The following is a 17341-nucleotide window of genomic DNA, read 5'->3' as shown; positions in this document are numbered from 1 at the left end:
AAGAGATTACGAAAATATGCTTTTAAAAAACCTGTAAATAAATACTATTTATTAAAAAGCCTGATAGCAATTGCTAGCAGGCTTTATTAATTTTTATGCTACAGAAATAGTATTAAACTAAGGCTCCATTTGCACCAATTACTTGTCCAGAAATCCATTTAGAATCATCACTAGATAAAAATAGTGCTACTCTAGCAATATCTATAGGTTTTGCTAAACGATTAAAAGCATTCATACTACTTAATTTTGCTATAAATTCTGGTGTTTTACCAGTTAAAAACAATTCGGTTTCTGTTGCTCCAGGAGCTAAAGCGTTTACAGATATTCCTCTTCCTATTTCTTTAGAAAATACACGTGTCATTTGTTCTACTGCAGCTTTAGATGCAGAGTATAATGCATAGGTAGGAAACATTAATTTTACAGTACTTGAGGATATATTGATGATGTTTCCGTTGTCTGCTAATTTACTACTTGCTTCTTGAAGTGTGTTAAAGATACCTTTAACATTAACATCAAACTGTTTGTCAAAATCTGCTTCCGTATTATCTTTTAATTCTTTTGAAATCATTGCACCTGCATTGTTAATTAAAACATCTACTTTACCAAAAGCACTTAATGCTTGATCAAACAATGCAGTTACCTCTTCTTTTTTACTTACATCTGCTTTTACTGAAATAGCTGTTCCTCCTTGTTCTTTAATGGTGTCTACAGTTGCTTGTGCTTCGGCTTCACTATTAGAATGATTAACTACTACTTTTGCACCATTTTTTGCTAAAAGTGTTGCAATTTCTTTTCCAATTCCTTTAGAAGAACCGGTTACTATTACTACTTTACTATCTAGTTTCATATGATTATAGTTTTAAGAGTTATTTATGTTTAAGGGCTTCCCTTATTTTAAAGCAATAAGTTTGTCTGCTATTACAGTTAAATTAGATGCTATTATTTCTGGTTTTTCTGCTAATGGATATAATTGTGCTCCTGGTCTGCTAATAAAAGCACCTCTCCAATTTGCCCAAATAGCACCTGCAATATCCCAACCATGTGCTGCTACTAAAAGGCATTCTTCTGGTTTTATCTGCATTTTTCTGGCAGCCCAATCATAAGCATCTGTATGAGGTTTAAATTTACCCATATCTTCAATACTTAATCTTTCATCAAAATACTCTAATAAACCAGCATTTTTAAATTGCGTTTCCACACCTTTGTTAGATGAGTTCGTAAATGAAACTAGTTTATAGCCAGCATCTTTTAATTTTTGTAAAGCGGCTTTTACTTCTGGATGTGCAGGTAAAGATCTAATAGGACCTAAAATAGATTCTCTAGCTTGTTCTTCTGTTAAGGTTATACCATGGTTAGAAGCTACCATTTGTAAAGCTGCAGCACCTATGATACCAAAATCATTATATTGTCTTCCAACAGTAGAAACTAAGGAGTATTGTAGCATTGTGGTAAACCATAATGGTAAAAGATCGTTTCGGTTTCCTAACACTTTACCAACACTTTCTTTCATGGCAGTAAGGTCTAATAAGGTTTCATTAACATCAAAAAATAACACTTTGGGTCTTATGTTTGTGCTTTCTGTTTTTGAAGGTTCGTTTAAAGTAGAGCTAAATGCTAAATGCGGAGCAGCCAAACCTACCATTGCTGTTTTTTTAATAAAATCTCTTCTGTTGTTTTTTTTATGTATCATGTGTTGTATTGTTATAAAAACATACTAACTAGTATGTTTTTGGTTAAAAAAATTAAGCTTTTAATTGGGTTAGGTATAAGGAGAGTCCTTGAATGTATTCTTCAAGAATTTCATCATTATTATATAGTTTTCTAATGCCACGAATACCTTCAAAAGCGCTTATTAAATATACAGCAACTGCTTTGCTTGATATATTTTTACGGATTGTTTTTTCTTCTTTTCCTCGTTCTATGAGTTGAATTAAAACAGATTTCCATTCGTCAATAATAGATCTTAAGGCCATTTGGTATGCGGTTTCAAAATCTGCAATTTCATTAATAAAATTGTTCATTGGGCAACCGTGTTTCTTTTCGTAAATAGGAAAAGATTTTAATCTATCTATAAAGGTGTTTTCTAAAATAGTTAAGGTATTTCCTGGTTGGTATAAAGGAGAAATCATTCCTTCATAAACTCTTTTTTGCACTTTTAAACTAATAACAGCAAGACCTAGTTCTTTTTTGTTTTTATAATGATGATAAAAAGCACCTTTAGTAAGCTTGGTTGCTTTCATTATTTTATCTACACTAGTGGTTTTAAATCCGTTTTCATAAAACAGTTTAAACGATTCGTTTAAAATGGTTTGCTTTGTGAGTTCTGATTTAAGTTCTTGTTGCATAGTACAAAGATAGCATAAAAAATACTAGTTGGTATGTTTTATGTGTTAAAGTAAAACTAAAAGGTAGAAGTTGCTTTTATTTCTTTACATAAGTTAAAAATGAAAACTCATGATCGTGGTTTTCATCTTTAGCATGGTAAGTGTCGCTGGTTTTTTTCCAAACAGAAGCATCTATTTTAGGGAAAAAAGTATCTGCTTCAAAGGTTTCATGCACACGAGTAATTTCTATTTTATCTGCTAAAGGCATGGCTTGTTTGTAGATTTCGCCACCACCAATAATAAAAGGTTGCATATCGCTTTTTGTGTTCTCTAGTGCTTTTTCTAAAGAATTCACTACTATTACACCTTCTGGTACTTGGTAATTATCTTGTCTAGATATAACAATATGGGTTCTGTTAGGTAGTGGTTTAGGAAAACTCTCAAAAGTCTTTCTTCCCATAATTATATGATGCCCAGAAGTTAGTGTTTTAAATCTTCTTAAATCATCACGTAAATGCCAAATAAGTTGGTTGTCTTTACCAATAGCATCATTTTCAGCAGCAGCTACAATAATGGTTATTACTTGTTTTTTAGCAGCTATACTTTCATTATACAATTGAGTTTCGGCAATAATAGGAGCTTCGTTTTTAAGGTTTTCTTTAATTTTTTCTATGCGTTCTTGTTGTTTACTAACTAGTTTTTCTAGTTGTTTTTGCTCCCATTCTTTTCCCATAAAGGTTTGAAATAAAAACACGTTTAAAAAGTGCCAAAATAGAAGTAAAAACCAAAAGCCAATGATTACTGTAGACCAAGGTAGTGTTGCTAAAGTAAACTCATCTGCTAAACCTAAACCAACATTAAATGTATACATGATTAAACCAATAACAGCAAATACAATAAGGTGTGTGTAAAAGCGTTTTTTTTGCTTAATTCTACGTTGTGCATTTTGTATAAGTTGTAATTGCTCTTGGTCTATTTGTGGTTTGTTTTTCTTTTTTCCAAACATAGGCTTGCTTTTAAAAAGTAAAGTTACTTAATTGTTTTTATAAATCGTTTTGATTTGATATTCAGTGTATTATAGTGAATTGCTGATTATTAAATTCTTTAAATACTAGTTGCTTTTATAATAAATTAAAATTTTTAAAGTACAATTATTAGCAATAAAATAATAATTCAAAATTAGGTATTTATTTTTTTGATACCTCTAACTTTCTTATTTAATTTTGAATACGTTAAATCAATAATATTATGGCAATTAAGAAACAATTTTTAAAAAGTAAGCCTGTATGTAAAGTAACATTCACGGTTCCTGCAAAAGAAGCAAATGAAGTGTTATTAGCAGGAAATTGGAACAATTGGGATGCAAAAACAGCGCCTTTGAAAAAACTTAAAAACGGAACATTTAAAGGAACCGTAAATTTAGAGAGTGGAAGCACTTATGAGTTTAAATATGTGGTTGATGGTGAGTGGCAAAATGAAGAACAAGCAGATGCTTTTGTTTGGAATGATTATGCGGCTTCAGACAATAGTGTAATAAATTTGTAATAGGTATTAAATAAACGAAAGGTACCATCTATAGAAGAAAGTACCTTTTTATAATTTAAAACCTGCAATGTTGTCTTTAAAAAGAAAGAGACTTTTAAGATCTATTTTTCTTTTTAAGTCTACGTTGTTCTTTTTTAGATAAAGCTTTAGGAGGATCTATAGTAAAAGCTATAGGAAACCCATAAGGTACTATAACTGGTTTGCCATCTTGAAAACCTGGTCTATCTAATTTAGGTATTAAGCTAACCACACGAATAGCTTCTTTTTTTAATTCAGGATGTGGTGCTTTTGCACGTACATCTATAATATTTCCTTCTTTGTCTACTTTAAATTGAATCTTAATTCTATGTTTTCCAGCAGTAAGCCCAACAGATTTCAATAGTTCTAAGTTAAAGTTTCTATTAACAAAAGCTTGCATTTGAGAAGCCATACATTGTTTTAAGGCTTGGTTTCCCATGTTTTCATCACATCCAGAATATACAGGTACTTTTTCAATTACAGAAAAAGAAACCTCTTCAGAATCTTTTGTTACTTCATTTGTAGTTGTTGTATTCTCTTGTGAAAAGGAAACTATGCTAGACAATAAGCATAAAGAAAGGTATAAATATTTCATTGGTTAATTTAAGTTATACAGCAACAGCTCCTTTAATATGTGGATGCGGATTGTAGTCTTCTAGTGTAAAATCTTCAAATTTAAAATCGAAAATATCTTTTACCTCAGGATTGATTTTCATTTTAGGAAGCGGTCTAGGTTCACGAGACATTTGTAATTCTAACTGTTCATAATGGTTGCTGTAAATATGTGCATCACCAAAAGTGTGAATAAAATCTCCAGCTTGGTAACCACAAACTTGTGCCATCATCATAGTTAACAAGGCATATGAAGCAATGTTAAACGGAACACCTAAAAAGATGTCTGCACTACGTTGGTATAATTGGCAAGATAATTTTCCATCTGCTACATAAAACTGAAAGAAGGCGTGACAAGGCGGAAGCGCAGCTTTACCATTAGCAACATTTTCACTAAAAGATGTAGTAGTATCTGGTAAAACCGAAGGATTCCAAGCAGAAACCAACATTCTTCTACTGTTAGGATTTGTTTTAAGAGCTTGAATAACCTCTTTTATTTGGTCTATTTCATCATTATTCCAGTTACGCCATTGGTGTCCATACACAGGACCTAAATCTCCATTTTCATCAGCCCAAGAATTCCATATTTTAACCCCATTTTCGGTAAGGTAATTAATATTTGTATCTCCTTTTAAAAACCAAAGTAACTCGTGAATTATAGATTTTAAGTGTAGCTTTTTGGTAGTAACCATTGGGAAACCTTCACTTAAATCAAAACGCATCTGGTAACCAAAAACACTTTTTGTTCCAGTTCCTGTTCTGTCTCCTTTTTCATTTCCGTTTTCTAAAACGTGTTTTACTAGGTCTAAATATTGTTTCATGAGCCCATCTTCTGTCTTCCAAAAAGGAAGAAACTTTCTTAAAATTATTAATTATAAGTGCAAGGGCGAATTTAAGTAAAATGATAGATAACTACTTAAAAGATTCATTAACAAATATTAAAAGTTATTAACGAGTATTTTTCAAGTAATTTTTTCGTTTTTTGGGAATTAAAAGAGCTTTTATCCTATTATCATTCCTGCAATAGTTGCAGACATTAGTGATGCAATAGTACCACCAATTAATGCTTTCATACCAAACTCTGACAATGTTTTACGTTGTCCAGGAGCAAGAGATCCAATACCTCCAATTTGAATTCCAATAGAAGCAAAGTTTGCAAAACCACATAACATGTATGTAGCCATAATAATAGATTTGTTATACGTTAAATGTGTAGCGCTTGCAACGTCTTTTAAATCTGCTAATTGTATATAACCAACAAATTCACTTGCTGCTAATTTAATTCCTAAAAGCTGTCCCATTAGCGCCATGTCTTCTGTAGCAACACCAATAAGCCACATAAGTGGAGCAAATAAATATCCTAAAATAAGCTCTAAAGATAAACTTTGGTAGGCTGTGTTTTCTGTAACCCAAGAGTTAATCGTTGTAATGTCACCAACCCAACCTAGAATTCCGTTAAACATAGCAATAAAAGCAACAAATACTAAAAGCATAGCACCAACATTAACTGCTAGTCGTAAACCTTCAGTAGTACCATTTGCAATAGCATCTAGAATGTTTGACCCTATTTTTTCAGAAGAAACACTAACGTCTGTATTAATATCTTCGGTTTGTGGATATAGTATTTTTGAAATTACAATGGCTCCAGGAGCTGCCATAACAGATGCCGCAAGTAAGTGTTTAGCATACATTAAACGCAAAGCAGGATCGTCTCCACCAAGAAAACCAATATAAGCAGCAAGTACAGCACCAGCAACGGTTGCCATACCTCCAATCATAACCAGAAGCATTTCAGATTTATTCATCTTTTCTAAATATGCCTTAATTAATAAAGGTGCTTCGGTTTGACCAAGAAAAATATTTCCGGCTACACTTAAGCTTTCTGCTCCAGAAATTTTTAATACTTTAGATAAAACAATTCCAAAGGCTTTAACTACTTTTTGAATAATTCCTAAATAGAATAAAAGCGATGTTAAAGCGGAAAAGAAGATGATTGTTGGTAGTACTTGAAAGGCAAAAATAAATCCGAAAGTATCCATATCTACCACTAAGCCATCAAATAAAAATTGACTACCAGCTCTTGTAAAGTCTAATACGCTAACAAATAAACCTCCAACCCATTCAAATATTTTTTGAACAAAAGGAACTTTTAACACACCAACTGCTATAATAAGTTGAAAAGCTAAGCCAAGTCCTACTGTTTTCCAGTTTATAGCTTTTTTATTACTACTAAATAAAAAGGCTAATACTAAAAGAGATAGCATACCTATTATACCACGCCATAAACTTTGCATAGAAAATCCTTGGCTATCTACAATGGTATTATTGGTATCTGTACTATTTACTGCTGCTACAGCTTCTTTTTGTTTAAAAGCGGTAAAGTGATAGTCTACGTCTTTTTCAGAAAATACTAAAGTAGAGTCTGTATGCTCTTTAATTTTGTAACGTCTTATAGTGTCGTTTGGTTGGTTATAGTAAAAGACTAATAAGTTGTTTTGGTGAATGTAATCTCCAGAAGCATTTGTTGTATTGAATTCACCTTGATTAAGTTCTAAGGTTTCAAAACTATTGCTTTGATTATTTGTTATCCATTTTTTTTCAAGGTCTTGAGCAATACTTGTAGAAAATGCAAAAAAAATAGCTACAATAGCTAATACAAATTTTTTCATGTGGTGTTTTTTATTTTCGTTTAGAGATTTCGTCTCTTATATGTGCAGCTTTTTCGTAATCTTCATTAGCAACAGCTTCTTCTAGTAGTCTGTTTAATTCTTCAATAGTTTTGCTAGCAAAGGTTTCACTTGGGGAAGCAGTTTCTAATTCTTCGGCAACTAAGGCGTCTAAAAGAATGTCTTCTTCTTTGTTTGTGTCTTCTTTTTCAGGATTCACTTTTAAATAAATACCAGCTTTATCTAAAATGTTTTTATAGGTGAAAATAGGTGCATGAAAACGTAATGCTAAAGCAATAGCATCACTAGTTCTTGCATCAATAATTTCTTCTATTTTATCGCGTTCGCAAATTAAGCTAGAATAAAAAACACCATCTACTAATTTATGAATAATTACTTGCTTGACCACAATATCAAACCGATCTGCAAAGTTTTTAAATAAATCGTGTGTGAGTGGTCTTGGAGGACTGATTTCTTTTTCTAAAGCAATGGCAATAGATTGTGCTTCAAAGGCACCAATAACTATTGGAAGTTTTCTGTCTCCATCTACTTCGTTTAAAATCAATGCGTAAGCGCCATTTTGCGTTTGGCTATACGAAATACCTTTTATGTTTAACTTGACTAAGCTCATATTTAAAAACACAAAAGACTGTTTAAATTAGGACAAAACAAAATTTAAACAGTCCTTTTTAACAATACAATTTATAAAAAAATATTTATTGTTGTGCCTTAAAGGCTTTTAATTTTTCGATTAAGTTAGGTACAACTTCAAAAGCATCACCTACAACACCATAATCCGCAGCTTTAAAGAAAGGTGCTTCTGGGTCTGTATTTATTACCACTTTTACTTTACTCGCATTAATACCAGCAAGGTGTTGAATAGCTCCAGAAATACCAATAGCAATGTATAAATTAGAAGCAACAGGCTTACCTGTTTGTCCAACGTGTTCGCTATGTGGTCTCCATCCTAAATCACTAACAGGTTTAGAACAAGCAGTAGCAGCACCAAGTACGTCTGCTAATTCTTCTACCATTCCCCAATTTTCAGGACCTTTTAATCCACGACCAGCAGAAACTACTATTTCGGCATCTGCAATACTTACTTTATCACTTGCTTTATCTACAGATTGTACTTGTACTCCTGAATCTGGAATGGTAGGAGCAAAGTCTTCCGCAGCAGCGCTACCAGAATTTTCTACTAATCCGAAAGAATTATTAGAAACAGCAACTAATTTTACATCTGTATTAATAGTTGTCATATTAAATGCTTTGTTGGTAAAAGCAGTACGTTTTACGGTAAAAGGCGAAGTGCTAGTAGGTGCTTCAACTACATTTGTAGCGTAACCAGCATGTAAACCAACTGCTAATAATGGCGCTAAATATTTACTGTCTGCGGTAGAGCTAACAATAACTACTTTTGCGTCTTCTTTTTCTGCAGCTTGTTTTACAACATCTGCATATGCTTTGGCGTTAAAAGTGTCTAATTGTGTATTGGTAACATTTAATACTTTGTCTACACCATAGTTTCCTAAAGCACTTGTATCATTAGCATTAATTGTTACTGCAGTAACGGTTGTACCTAATTGGTTAGCAACTGCTTTTGCATAAGAAGCTACTTCAAAAGCTACTTTTTTAAATTTTCCTTGTTCTGATTCTGTATATACTAAAACTGACATAATATATTCTTTATTTTTTATTTCCACCTAGGTGGAGATCTCATTAATGTTTTTGTAAACTTTTAAAAGGTTCCAAATCTAGTTCGGAATTATTTAGTTTACCACTAAATTACCTTAGCTTCGTTATGAAGTAAGTTTACTAATTCATCTAAGTTATCTGGAGCAACAAGTGTTACAGCGCCTTTAGGTGCAGGTTTTTCAAATTTCACAGATGTAGTTTCTGCTTCTGTAGTAACAGGTTCTAAAACTTGTAAAGATTTTTTACGCGCCATCATGATTCCTCTCATGTTTGGTATACGTAAATCACTTTCTTCTACCAATCCTTTTTGTCCACCAATTACTAAAGGTAATGCAGTAGTAACGGTTTCTTTTCCACCATCAATTTCTCTGGTAGCAGTTACATTGGTACCATCAACCTCTAGGCTAATACAGTTATTTACAAAATTTGCATTTGTAAGAGCAGCTATCATTCCAGGAACCATTCCTCCATTATAATCAATAGATTCACGACCAGCAATTACTAAATCATATGCACCATCTTCAATTACTTTTGCTAATTGTTTAGCAACGGCAAAACCATCTATAGCTTCTGTATTTACTCGTATTGCTTCATCTGCACCAATTGCTAGGGCTTTACGTAGCGTAGGTTCGGTTTCTGGTCCACCAACATTAACTACAGTTACACTAGCATCTTGCTTTTCTTTAAACCACATGGCACGTGTTAAACCAAATTCATCATTAGGGTTTATTACAAATTGAACACCATTGGTGTCAAATTTTGTGTCTCCTTCGGTAAAATTAATTTTTGATGTCGTGTCAGGAACGTGACTGATACAAACTAAAATTTTCATAATTATATAATTTAATTAAAAGTGTATTTGTTTTGTTAAGGCTAGAACTATATCGTTTTCGTTTCATAAATAGCGAATTAAAATTCTAGGCTTTATTTTCTAGGTTACGAAGTTAAATATTTTATTTTGATTATTTGCTATGCGTGCATAATAAATTTTAAACAAATCTTTCTAAGAAAGTTTTTCTTTTATTGCTATTTTTGTTCTCGTAAATATAAATAAGGTATGTGAAATGAACCTTGCATCATTAGTTTATTAAACTAAAATGTGGTTAGTAGATTTCATTTTTAGAATAAAACAAATAAAAAATCACGAATGAAAACAATACAATTTAGAGAAGCTATTTGCGAAGCCATGAGCGAAGAAATGCGTAGAGATGAAAGCATTTATTTAATGGGAGAGGAAGTAGCAGAGTATAATGGAGCATACAAAGCTAGTAAAGGTATGTTAGATGAGTTTGGTGAAAAGCGTGTAATTGATACACCAATTGCTGAACTTGGTTTTTCTGGTATTGCTGTTGGTTCTACCATGACAGGTAATAGACCTATTGTAGAGTTTATGACTTTTAACTTCTCTTTAGTTGGTATTGACCAAATTATTAATAACGCAGCTAAGATTAGACAAATGTCTGGCGGACAATTTAAATGTCCTATTGTTTTTCGTGGTCCTACAGGATCTGCAGGGCAATTAGCAGCAACACACTCACAAGCTTTTGAAAGTTGGTTTGCAAATACACCAGGTTTAAAAGTGATTGTACCTTCAAACCCTTATGATGCTAAAGGTTTATTAAAAGCAGCAATACGTGATGACGATCCAGTTATTTTCATGGAAAGTGAGCAAATGTATGGTGATAAAGGTGAAGTGCCAGAAGGAGAATATGTAATACCAATTGGTGTTGCAGATATTAAAAGAGAAGGTACAGATGTAACTATAGTGTCTTTTGGTAAAATTATTAAAGAAGCTTATAAAGCTGCTGATGAATTAGCTAAAGAAGATATTTCTTGCGAAATTATAGATTTACGTACAGTAAGACCTTTAGATATTGATGCTATTTTAACTTCTGTTAAAAAAACAAATAGACTAGTTATTTTAGAAGAAGCTTGGCCATTTGGTAACGTTTCTACAGAAATTACATACCAAGTTCAAGAAAAAGCATTTGATTTCTTAGATGCACCAATTGTAAAAATAAATACGGCAGACACGCCTGCACCTTACTCTCCAGTATTATTAGCAGAATGGTTACCTAACAGTAATGATGTTGTTGCAGCTGTAAAAAAAGTAATGTATAAATAAAAACCAATTATTTTCGTTATATAAACTTCATTGGCAACTTTGTTGATGAAGTTTTTTAGTATAAAGTATAATGAAAGCAAAGGGACTAGATGAAGTATAAATTAATTCTATTATTATTTTTTTTCGGAAATATTTTAGTTGTCGCACAAACTAAAATTAGCGGTAAAGTGTACGATGAATTTAATGATCCCATTGCATTTGCAAACGTTATATTTAAAGGTTCTTCTGAAGGTACTATAACAGATGAAAATGGTACTTTTTATTTAGAATCTGATGCCACTTGGGATGCTGTAATAGTTTCCTTTATTGGTTTTACTACATTAGATGTTCCTCTAAAAAAGAAAGTAAGCTACCAGTTAAAGTTTGTTTTAAAAGAAGAAACAGGAGCGCTTGATGAAGTAGTAATTGTAACAGGTAAACAATCAAAGAAAGAATCTGAAAATCCTGCAATTGCCATTCTTAAAAAAGTATGGGAAAATAAAAGGAAAAATGGCTTAAAGCAATTTAAGCAATACCAATATGATAAATACGAAAAAGTAGAGTTTGACCTTAATACTATTGATAGTTCGCTTATTAAAAGTAAACTGTTTAAAGGTATGGAGTTTGTGTTTGAAGAAGTAGATACTTCGCGCATAACAGGAAAAACCTATTTACCTATCTTTATTAATGAAGCCGTTTCTAAAGTATATGGTGACAATGTTATCAATAAAGAAAAAGAAGATTTACTAGGTAATAAAAACTCTGGTTTCAGCGATAATCAAGTAATAATTGATTTTGTGAATGATCTTTATTCCGAATTTGATATTTATGATAATTACCTGAAATTTTTCGATAAGAGTTTTGTAAGTCCAATATCTAAAACAGGAATTAATACCTATAACTACGTTTTATCAGATAGTACATATATAGATAATAAATGGTGCTATAATATTATTTATTACCCAAGACGTAAAAACGAACTAACCTTTAAAGGTGATTTTTGGGTTGCAGATACTACCTATGCTATTAAAGAAATTAATATGCAAGCCTCTAAAAGCGCTAATATAAATTGGGTAAAAGAAATTTATATAGAGCAAGAGTTTGATGTATTAAATGACTCTTTACTACTATTAAAGAGAGATTATTTTATGTCTGATTTCTCTTTTAATAAAAAAGAAAAATCTAGAGGTGTTTATGGTAAACGTACTACTTTGTATGAAGACTATACCTTTGATATTCCTAAAGACGAAAAATTTTATAGCCAAGAAGTATACAACTATGATAAAGATGTATACAATAGAGAAGATGAGTTCTGGCAAGCAAACCGAATGGAATCCTTAAACAAGGATGAAAAAGGAGTTTACAAAATGCTAGACACCTTAAAAACGGTTAAAAAGTTTAAACGCCTTTACAATGTAGGAAGCATTTTAGCTTCAGGTTACATAGAAATGCCTAGCTTAAACCTAGATTACGGACCTATTTTTTCCACCTTTGGTTATAATGAAGTAGAAGGGTTGCGTTTGCGAGCAGGAGGAAGAACTTATTTTGGACAAAATGACCTTTGGCGAATTGAAGGATTTACAGCCTATGGATTTAAAGATGATAAATTTAAATATGGTATTTCTGGTAAAGTTCTACTAAATAAAAAAAATAGATTTATTCTCTCTGGAGGAAACCGAAGAGATGTAGAGCAAATAGGAGCAAGTTTAACAACATCAACAGATGTGTTAGGTCGTAGTTTAGCATCCTCTTCTATTGTAGGAACAGGAACAAATGATAAACTTACCTCTATTAATTTAACTAGTTTAGCGGCAGAATTAGAACCTGTAAGAAACCTTGTTTTTAGGTTAAGCGGAAACTATAGAACACTAGAATCTGCTTCGCCAACCTTTAGTTTAGATTATAATACACCTACAGGAATTGCTTCAGAAATTAAACAATTTGAAAGCGCTTTATCTATCTCTTATTTTCCAAAAAGAAAAATGACAGGATTTGGTGTAGAACGTAGAGAAGCTAATGATAACTTTGCTAGAATTTTTGCGCAAGTATCTAATGGTAGCAAAAATATGTTTAAAAGTGATTTTAACTATACCAAACTACAATTCTCTTATTTACAACCTTGGGCTATTGGTGGTTTTGGTAGATTATATACTACATTAGAAGTAGGTAAAACATTTGGTGAAGTTCCGTTAGGATTATTAAGTGTAGTACCAGGAAATCAAAGTTACTTTTCTATATATAACACCTTTTCTAATCTAGACTATTATGAGTTTGTAACAGATACTTATGCATCGATGCATATACAACATAATTTTAATGGTCGTTTCTTTTCTCGTATTCCGTTTTTAAGAAAATTAAACTGGAGAGAAATAATTGGCTTTAGAGCAGTTTGGGGAGAATTATCGCAAGAAAATATCGACTTAAATAATACTGCAAATCCTTATAATATTGCTTTAAATGCACCAAACAATAAAGCGTATTATGAATATAGCTTTGGTATAGGTAATATTTTTAAAGTCTTTAGAATAGACTTTAATTTTAGAGGTAATTACTTAGATAAAACACAATATCCTGATGCTAGAAAATTTGGTATTACAGGTAGTTTTGGGTTTATTTTCTAATACTTTATTTTGTAATACGCAGTAGCTTCTTCATTAGTGACTAAAACCAAATTATTTGCATCTAAATGCGTAATTTTAGAAGTCCAGCTACCATGCTTATAAATATATTCTAAAGTAAAAATGTCACCTTCTTTTTTTATATAAATATAAGAGTGTGATTTTTCTACAGGCTTATATTTACCTATTGTTTCTGTAGTTTCTACGTTTTCAACATTTCCTCTGCCATTTTCAAACCAATAATGGTACACGCTTTTAGAGTCTACATTTTTAATTTTCCAATAACCAGAGAGTGCTTCTTCTACAACTTCTATAGAAGTGCAACACGATGCTGTTTGTGCAAAATTTTGAAACGGAATTAATAATATAAAAAGCAGAAAATATTTTTTGTGAAGAGCCATATTCAGAATATATTAATAAAAAATAGTCTATAATATACAGTTTTTTAGTTAAATGGCATGTATTTTAGTTGCTTGAAGCTAAATGTTTCTGTATTTTTGCCTTCCAATTTATGGATATTAATAATACTTTTTTTGCGTTAGCAGAAATTATAAACACTACATATATAGATGAGCCCAAAAGGAAAAAAAACATTTGATGTTTTAATTGAAATTCCAAAAGGAAGTAGAAACAAATACGAATATGATTTTGAATTAAATAAAATTCGTTTTGACAGAATGCTATTTTCTTCAATGATGTACCCAGGAGATTACGGATTTATTCCAGAAACTTTAGCCTTAGATGGTGACCCATTAGATGTATTAGTAATGGGAACAGAGCCTACTTTTCCAATGTGTGTTATGGAAGTAAAACCAATAGGAGTTTTTCATATGACAGATGAAAAAGGTCCTGATGAAAAATTAATTTGTGTACCTACAACAGATCCTATTTGGAATATTTATAGCGATATTGATGATTTAAATCCACATAGAATTAAAGAAATTACACATTTCTTTCAAGTATATAAAGACTTAGAGAAAAAGAAAGTTGATGTTGGTGGATGGGGAAATGCTGAAGAAGCATACGCTATCTTAGACAAATGTGTAGATCGTTATGAAAATAGCGAACATAAAGCAAAAGGTGATTTTACTATATAAAACACTTTAGTAATACTACTAAAAGCCCTTTCATTTAATATGAAAGGGCTTTTTTATTTTAGAACCTTATTGGTTTTGTATTTCGACTATGCAAATTTTTTACTTTAATCTGATTTTGTTAATTGTATTATTATTGTGTTAAAAAATTGATGATTTTAAAATATTTTTTACTTCAAATTGCTTTTATTACATTAGTAGTCATTATTAACTAATCTAACTAAAAAATATATATATGGAATCAATGATGATTTATATGCCAATATTATTGGCAATTTTAGGTTTAATCTACATGGTGATTAAGCAAAATTGGGTAATGAAGCAAGATGCTGGAGATGGTAAGATGAAAGAAATTTCAGATCATATATACCAAGGAGCACTTGCTTTTTTAAATGCAGAATATCGCTTACTAGCCGTTTTTGTTATTATAGTAAGTGTATTATTGGCAATTGTATCCTTTGTTGTGCCAACTACGCATTGGTTAATTGTAGTTGCTTTTATTTTTGGTGCTGTATTTTCTGCCTTTGCAGGTAATATAGGTATGAAAATAGCAACAAAAACAAACGTAAGAACTACCCAAGCAGCTAGAACCAGTTTGCCTAAAGCGCTAAAAATATCTTTTGGTGGTGGTACAGTAATGGGACTTGGTGTTGCTGGTTTAGCAGTACTAGGTTTAACCGCATTTTTTATTGTTTTCTTTCAGTTTTTTATGGGTGGAGTTTGGACAAATACCATGGACATGACTATTGTTCTTGAAACATTAGCAGGTTTTTCACTTGGTGCAGAATCTATAGCTTTATTTGCTCGTGTTGGTGGTGGTATTTATACCAAAGCAGCAGATGTTGGAGCCGATTTAGTAGGTAAGGTAGAAGCAGGTATTCCAGAAGATGATCCTAGAAATCCTGCTACCATAGCAGATAATGTTGGTGATAATGTTGGTGATGTTGCAGGAATGGGAGCCGATTTGTTTGGTTCGTATGTTGCAACCGTTTTAGCAGCAATGGTATTAGGTAATTATGTTATTAAAGATATGGGCGGAAATATAGGTGATGCTTTTGGTGGCATTGGCCCAATTTTATTACCAATGGCAATTGCTGGTGTAGGAATTATTATTTCTATTATAGGAACCGTTTTAGTGAAAATTAGTAGTAACAACGCTAAAGAAGCACAAGTAATGGGTGCTTTAAATGTAGGTAACTGGACCTCTATTATCTTGGTAGCTGCAGCATGTTTTGTACTAGTAAACTGGATGTTACCAGAAACCATGCAAATGCAATTTTTTGGTGAAGGCTTACAAGAAATATCTTCTATGCGTGTGTTTTATGCTACACTTGTTGGTTTAGTGGTAGGTGCAGTTATTTCATCTGTAACAGAGTATTATACAGGATTAGGTAAAAAACCAATTTTAAAAATAGTACAACAATCGTCAACAGGAGCAGGAACAAATATTATTGCAGGTTTAGCAACAGGTATGATTTCTACTTTTCCTTCTGTTTTATTATTTGCTGGTGCTATTTGGGCTTCCTATGCATTTGCAGGATTTTATGGTGTTGCGCTTGCTGCTTCTGCAATGATGGCTACTACTGCTATGCAATTAGCAATTGATGCCTTTGGACCAATATCTGATAATGCTGGAGGTATTGCAGAAATGAGTGAGCAAGAGCCTATTGTAAGAGAGCGTACAGATATTTTAGATTCTGTTGGTAATACAACTGCAGCAACAGGAAAAGGCTTTGCTATTGCTTCTGCAGCATTAACGTCTTTAGCTTTATTTGCTGCTTATGTAACCTTTACAGGAATTGACGGAATTAATATTTTTAAAGCTCCTGTTTTAGCAATGTTGTTTGTTGGTGGTATGGTGCCTGTAGTATTTTCTGCATTGGCAATGAACGCAGTTGGTAAAGCTGCCATGGAAATGGTGCAAGAAGTGCGTAGACAGTTTAAAGAAATTCCAGGAATTATGGCTGGTACAGGAGAACCAGAATATGATAAATGTGTTGCTATTTCTACAAAGGCATCTTTAAAAGAAATGATGTTACCTGGTTTGTTAACTATTGGGTTTCCTTTGCTTATTGCTTTTGTTCCTATGTTATTTGGAATGAAGCATATGGCAATTGCAGAAATGCTTGGTGGTTATATGGCAGGAGTTACTGTTTCTGGTGTGCTTTGGGCTATATTTCAAAATAATGCTGGAGGTGCTTGGGATAATGCTAAAAAATCTTTTGAAGCAGGAGTAGAGATTAATGGAGAAATGACTTATAAAGGTTCTGATGCGCATAAAGCAGCAGTTACAGGTGATACTGTTGGTGATCCTTTTAAAGATACTTCGGGTCCTTCCATGAATATTTTAATTAAACTTACTTGCTTGATAGGTTTAGTGGTTGCTCCTATTTTAGGAGGTCATACTGCAGAAACGAAGACTGTAATAGAAAATGTAAACATTGAAAAAATTATAGATGATACAGAAAGCCAAGTGATACAGAAAGCAATTATTGAAAAATATGCTGATGCTACAGCGAAAGCTACAGTAAAAACGGTTGTTATAAAAAATGGTGTTGAAAAGGAGGAAAGCAAAGTGATAAAAGGAACTTATGATGAGGTAATTAAAAAAGTAGAAGGCTCTGGTAAAGATGTTATTATTAAAGTAATTGATGTAAACGAATAA

At 32.0% G+C, this 17341-nt stretch carries 15 protein-coding genes and 1 pseudogene; 5 read left to right on the top strand and 11 right to left on the bottom strand.

All coding sequences use genetic code 11. The features are described from left to right. Positions 1-112: 112 nt before the first annotated feature. The 4 genes from ACFSSB_RS09060 to ACFSSB_RS09045 form a co-directional block, all read right to left on the bottom strand. Positions 113-847 (bottom strand): SDR family oxidoreductase, encoded by a 735-nt coding sequence (locus ACFSSB_RS09060; protein ID WP_379903384.1) that lies wholly within the window; start codon positions 845-847, stop codon positions 113-115. A gap of 42 nt (positions 848-889) precedes the next feature. Continuing rightward, positions 890-1690 (bottom strand): haloacid dehalogenase type II, encoded by an 801-nt coding sequence (locus ACFSSB_RS09055; RefSeq protein ID WP_379903382.1) that lies wholly within the window; start codon positions 1688-1690, stop codon positions 890-892. 52 nt (positions 1691-1742) lie between these two features. Beyond that, positions 1743-2345, bottom strand: a complete 603-nt coding sequence (locus tag ACFSSB_RS09050) for a TetR/AcrR family transcriptional regulator (protein ID WP_379903380.1) — start codon at positions 2343-2345, stop codon at positions 1743-1745. Between the two features lie 76 nt (positions 2346-2421). Continuing rightward, complete coding sequence (locus ACFSSB_RS09045) at positions 2422-3330, bottom strand: dihydrofolate reductase (protein ID WP_379903378.1); 909 nt, start codon at positions 3328-3330, stop codon at positions 2422-2424. A gap of 242 nt (positions 3331-3572) precedes the next feature. On the opposite strand from ACFSSB_RS09045, the gene ACFSSB_RS09040 reads away from it, so the two are divergent. Beyond that, complete coding sequence (locus tag ACFSSB_RS09040) at positions 3573-3869, top strand: isoamylase early set domain-containing protein (RefSeq protein WP_379903376.1); 297 nt, start codon at positions 3573-3575, stop codon at positions 3867-3869. A 94-nt stretch (positions 3870-3963) separates the two neighbouring features. Here the strand turns inward: ACFSSB_RS09040 and ACFSSB_RS09035 are convergent, their stop codons facing one another. From ACFSSB_RS09035 to ACFSSB_RS09010, 6 genes are all read right to left on the bottom strand, one after another. Continuing rightward, entirely contained in the window at positions 3964-4482 is a 519-nt protein-coding gene (locus ACFSSB_RS09035; RefSeq protein ID WP_379903374.1) for an energy transducer TonB, read from the bottom strand. Positions 4483-4495: 13 nt separating this feature from the next. Continuing rightward, complete coding sequence (locus tag ACFSSB_RS09030; protein ID WP_379903372.1) at positions 4496-5320, bottom strand: thymidylate synthase; 825 nt, start codon at positions 5318-5320, stop codon at positions 4496-4498. 180 nt (positions 5321-5500) lie between these two features. Then, on the bottom strand, positions 5501-7168 hold the full coding sequence (locus ACFSSB_RS09025; protein ID WP_379903370.1) for a NupC/NupG family nucleoside CNT transporter: 1668 nt from the start codon (positions 7166-7168) through the stop codon (positions 5501-5503). A gap of 10 nt (positions 7169-7178) precedes the next feature. Then, positions 7179-7796, bottom strand: coding sequence for a bifunctional nuclease family protein (locus ACFSSB_RS09020; protein WP_379903368.1), 618 nt, complete (start codon positions 7794-7796; stop codon positions 7179-7181). Between the two features lie 85 nt (positions 7797-7881). Continuing rightward, positions 7882-8841, bottom strand: coding sequence for an electron transfer flavoprotein subunit alpha/FixB family protein (locus ACFSSB_RS09015; RefSeq protein WP_379903366.1), 960 nt, complete (start codon positions 8839-8841; stop codon positions 7882-7884). Positions 8842-8945: 104 nt separating this feature from the next. Beyond that, entirely contained in the window at positions 8946-9692 is a 747-nt protein-coding gene (locus ACFSSB_RS09010; RefSeq protein WP_379903363.1) for an electron transfer flavoprotein subunit beta/FixA family protein, read from the bottom strand. Between the two features lie 312 nt (positions 9693-10004). Between ACFSSB_RS09010 and ACFSSB_RS09005 the strand changes: the two are divergent. Together ACFSSB_RS09005 and ACFSSB_RS09000 are read left to right on the top strand one after the other, a co-directional pair. Further along, positions 10005-10985, top strand: a pseudogene (locus ACFSSB_RS09005) (pyruvate dehydrogenase complex E1 component subunit beta); the annotation flags it as partial. Between the two features lie 89 nt (positions 10986-11074). Further along, on the top strand, positions 11075-13585 hold the full coding sequence (locus tag ACFSSB_RS09000; RefSeq protein ID WP_379903361.1) for a DUF5686 and carboxypeptidase-like regulatory domain-containing protein: 2511 nt from the start codon (positions 11075-11077) through the stop codon (positions 13583-13585). Here the strand turns inward: ACFSSB_RS09000 and ACFSSB_RS08995 are convergent. Next, the gene (locus ACFSSB_RS08995) at positions 13582-13983 is read right to left on the bottom strand and encodes a hypothetical protein (protein WP_379903359.1); all 402 of its coding nucleotides are present in this window, start codon (positions 13981-13983) and stop codon (positions 13582-13584) included. The two genes, ACFSSB_RS09000 and ACFSSB_RS08995, sit on opposite strands and share 4 nt — an antisense overlap. 168 nt (positions 13984-14151) lie before the next feature. Between ACFSSB_RS08995 and ACFSSB_RS08990 the strand changes: the two genes are divergently transcribed. Together ACFSSB_RS08990 and ACFSSB_RS08985 are read left to right on the top strand one after the other, a co-directional pair. Further along, a complete protein-coding gene (locus ACFSSB_RS08990; RefSeq protein WP_379903357.1) occupies positions 14152-14679 on the top strand; it encodes an inorganic diphosphatase in 528 nt (175 codons plus the stop codon). A gap of 232 nt (positions 14680-14911) precedes the next feature. Then, a complete protein-coding gene (locus ACFSSB_RS08985; protein WP_379903355.1) occupies positions 14912-17341 on the top strand; it encodes a sodium-translocating pyrophosphatase in 2430 nt (809 codons plus the stop codon).

It is taken from the genome of Lacinutrix gracilariae (assembly GCF_042684485.1).
Taxonomy (GTDB): domain Bacteria; phylum Bacteroidota; class Bacteroidia; order Flavobacteriales; family Flavobacteriaceae; genus Oceanihabitans; species Oceanihabitans gracilariae.
Note: the sequence above shows the minus strand (reverse complement) of the source record. Positions and strands in the feature narration are given on the sequence as shown.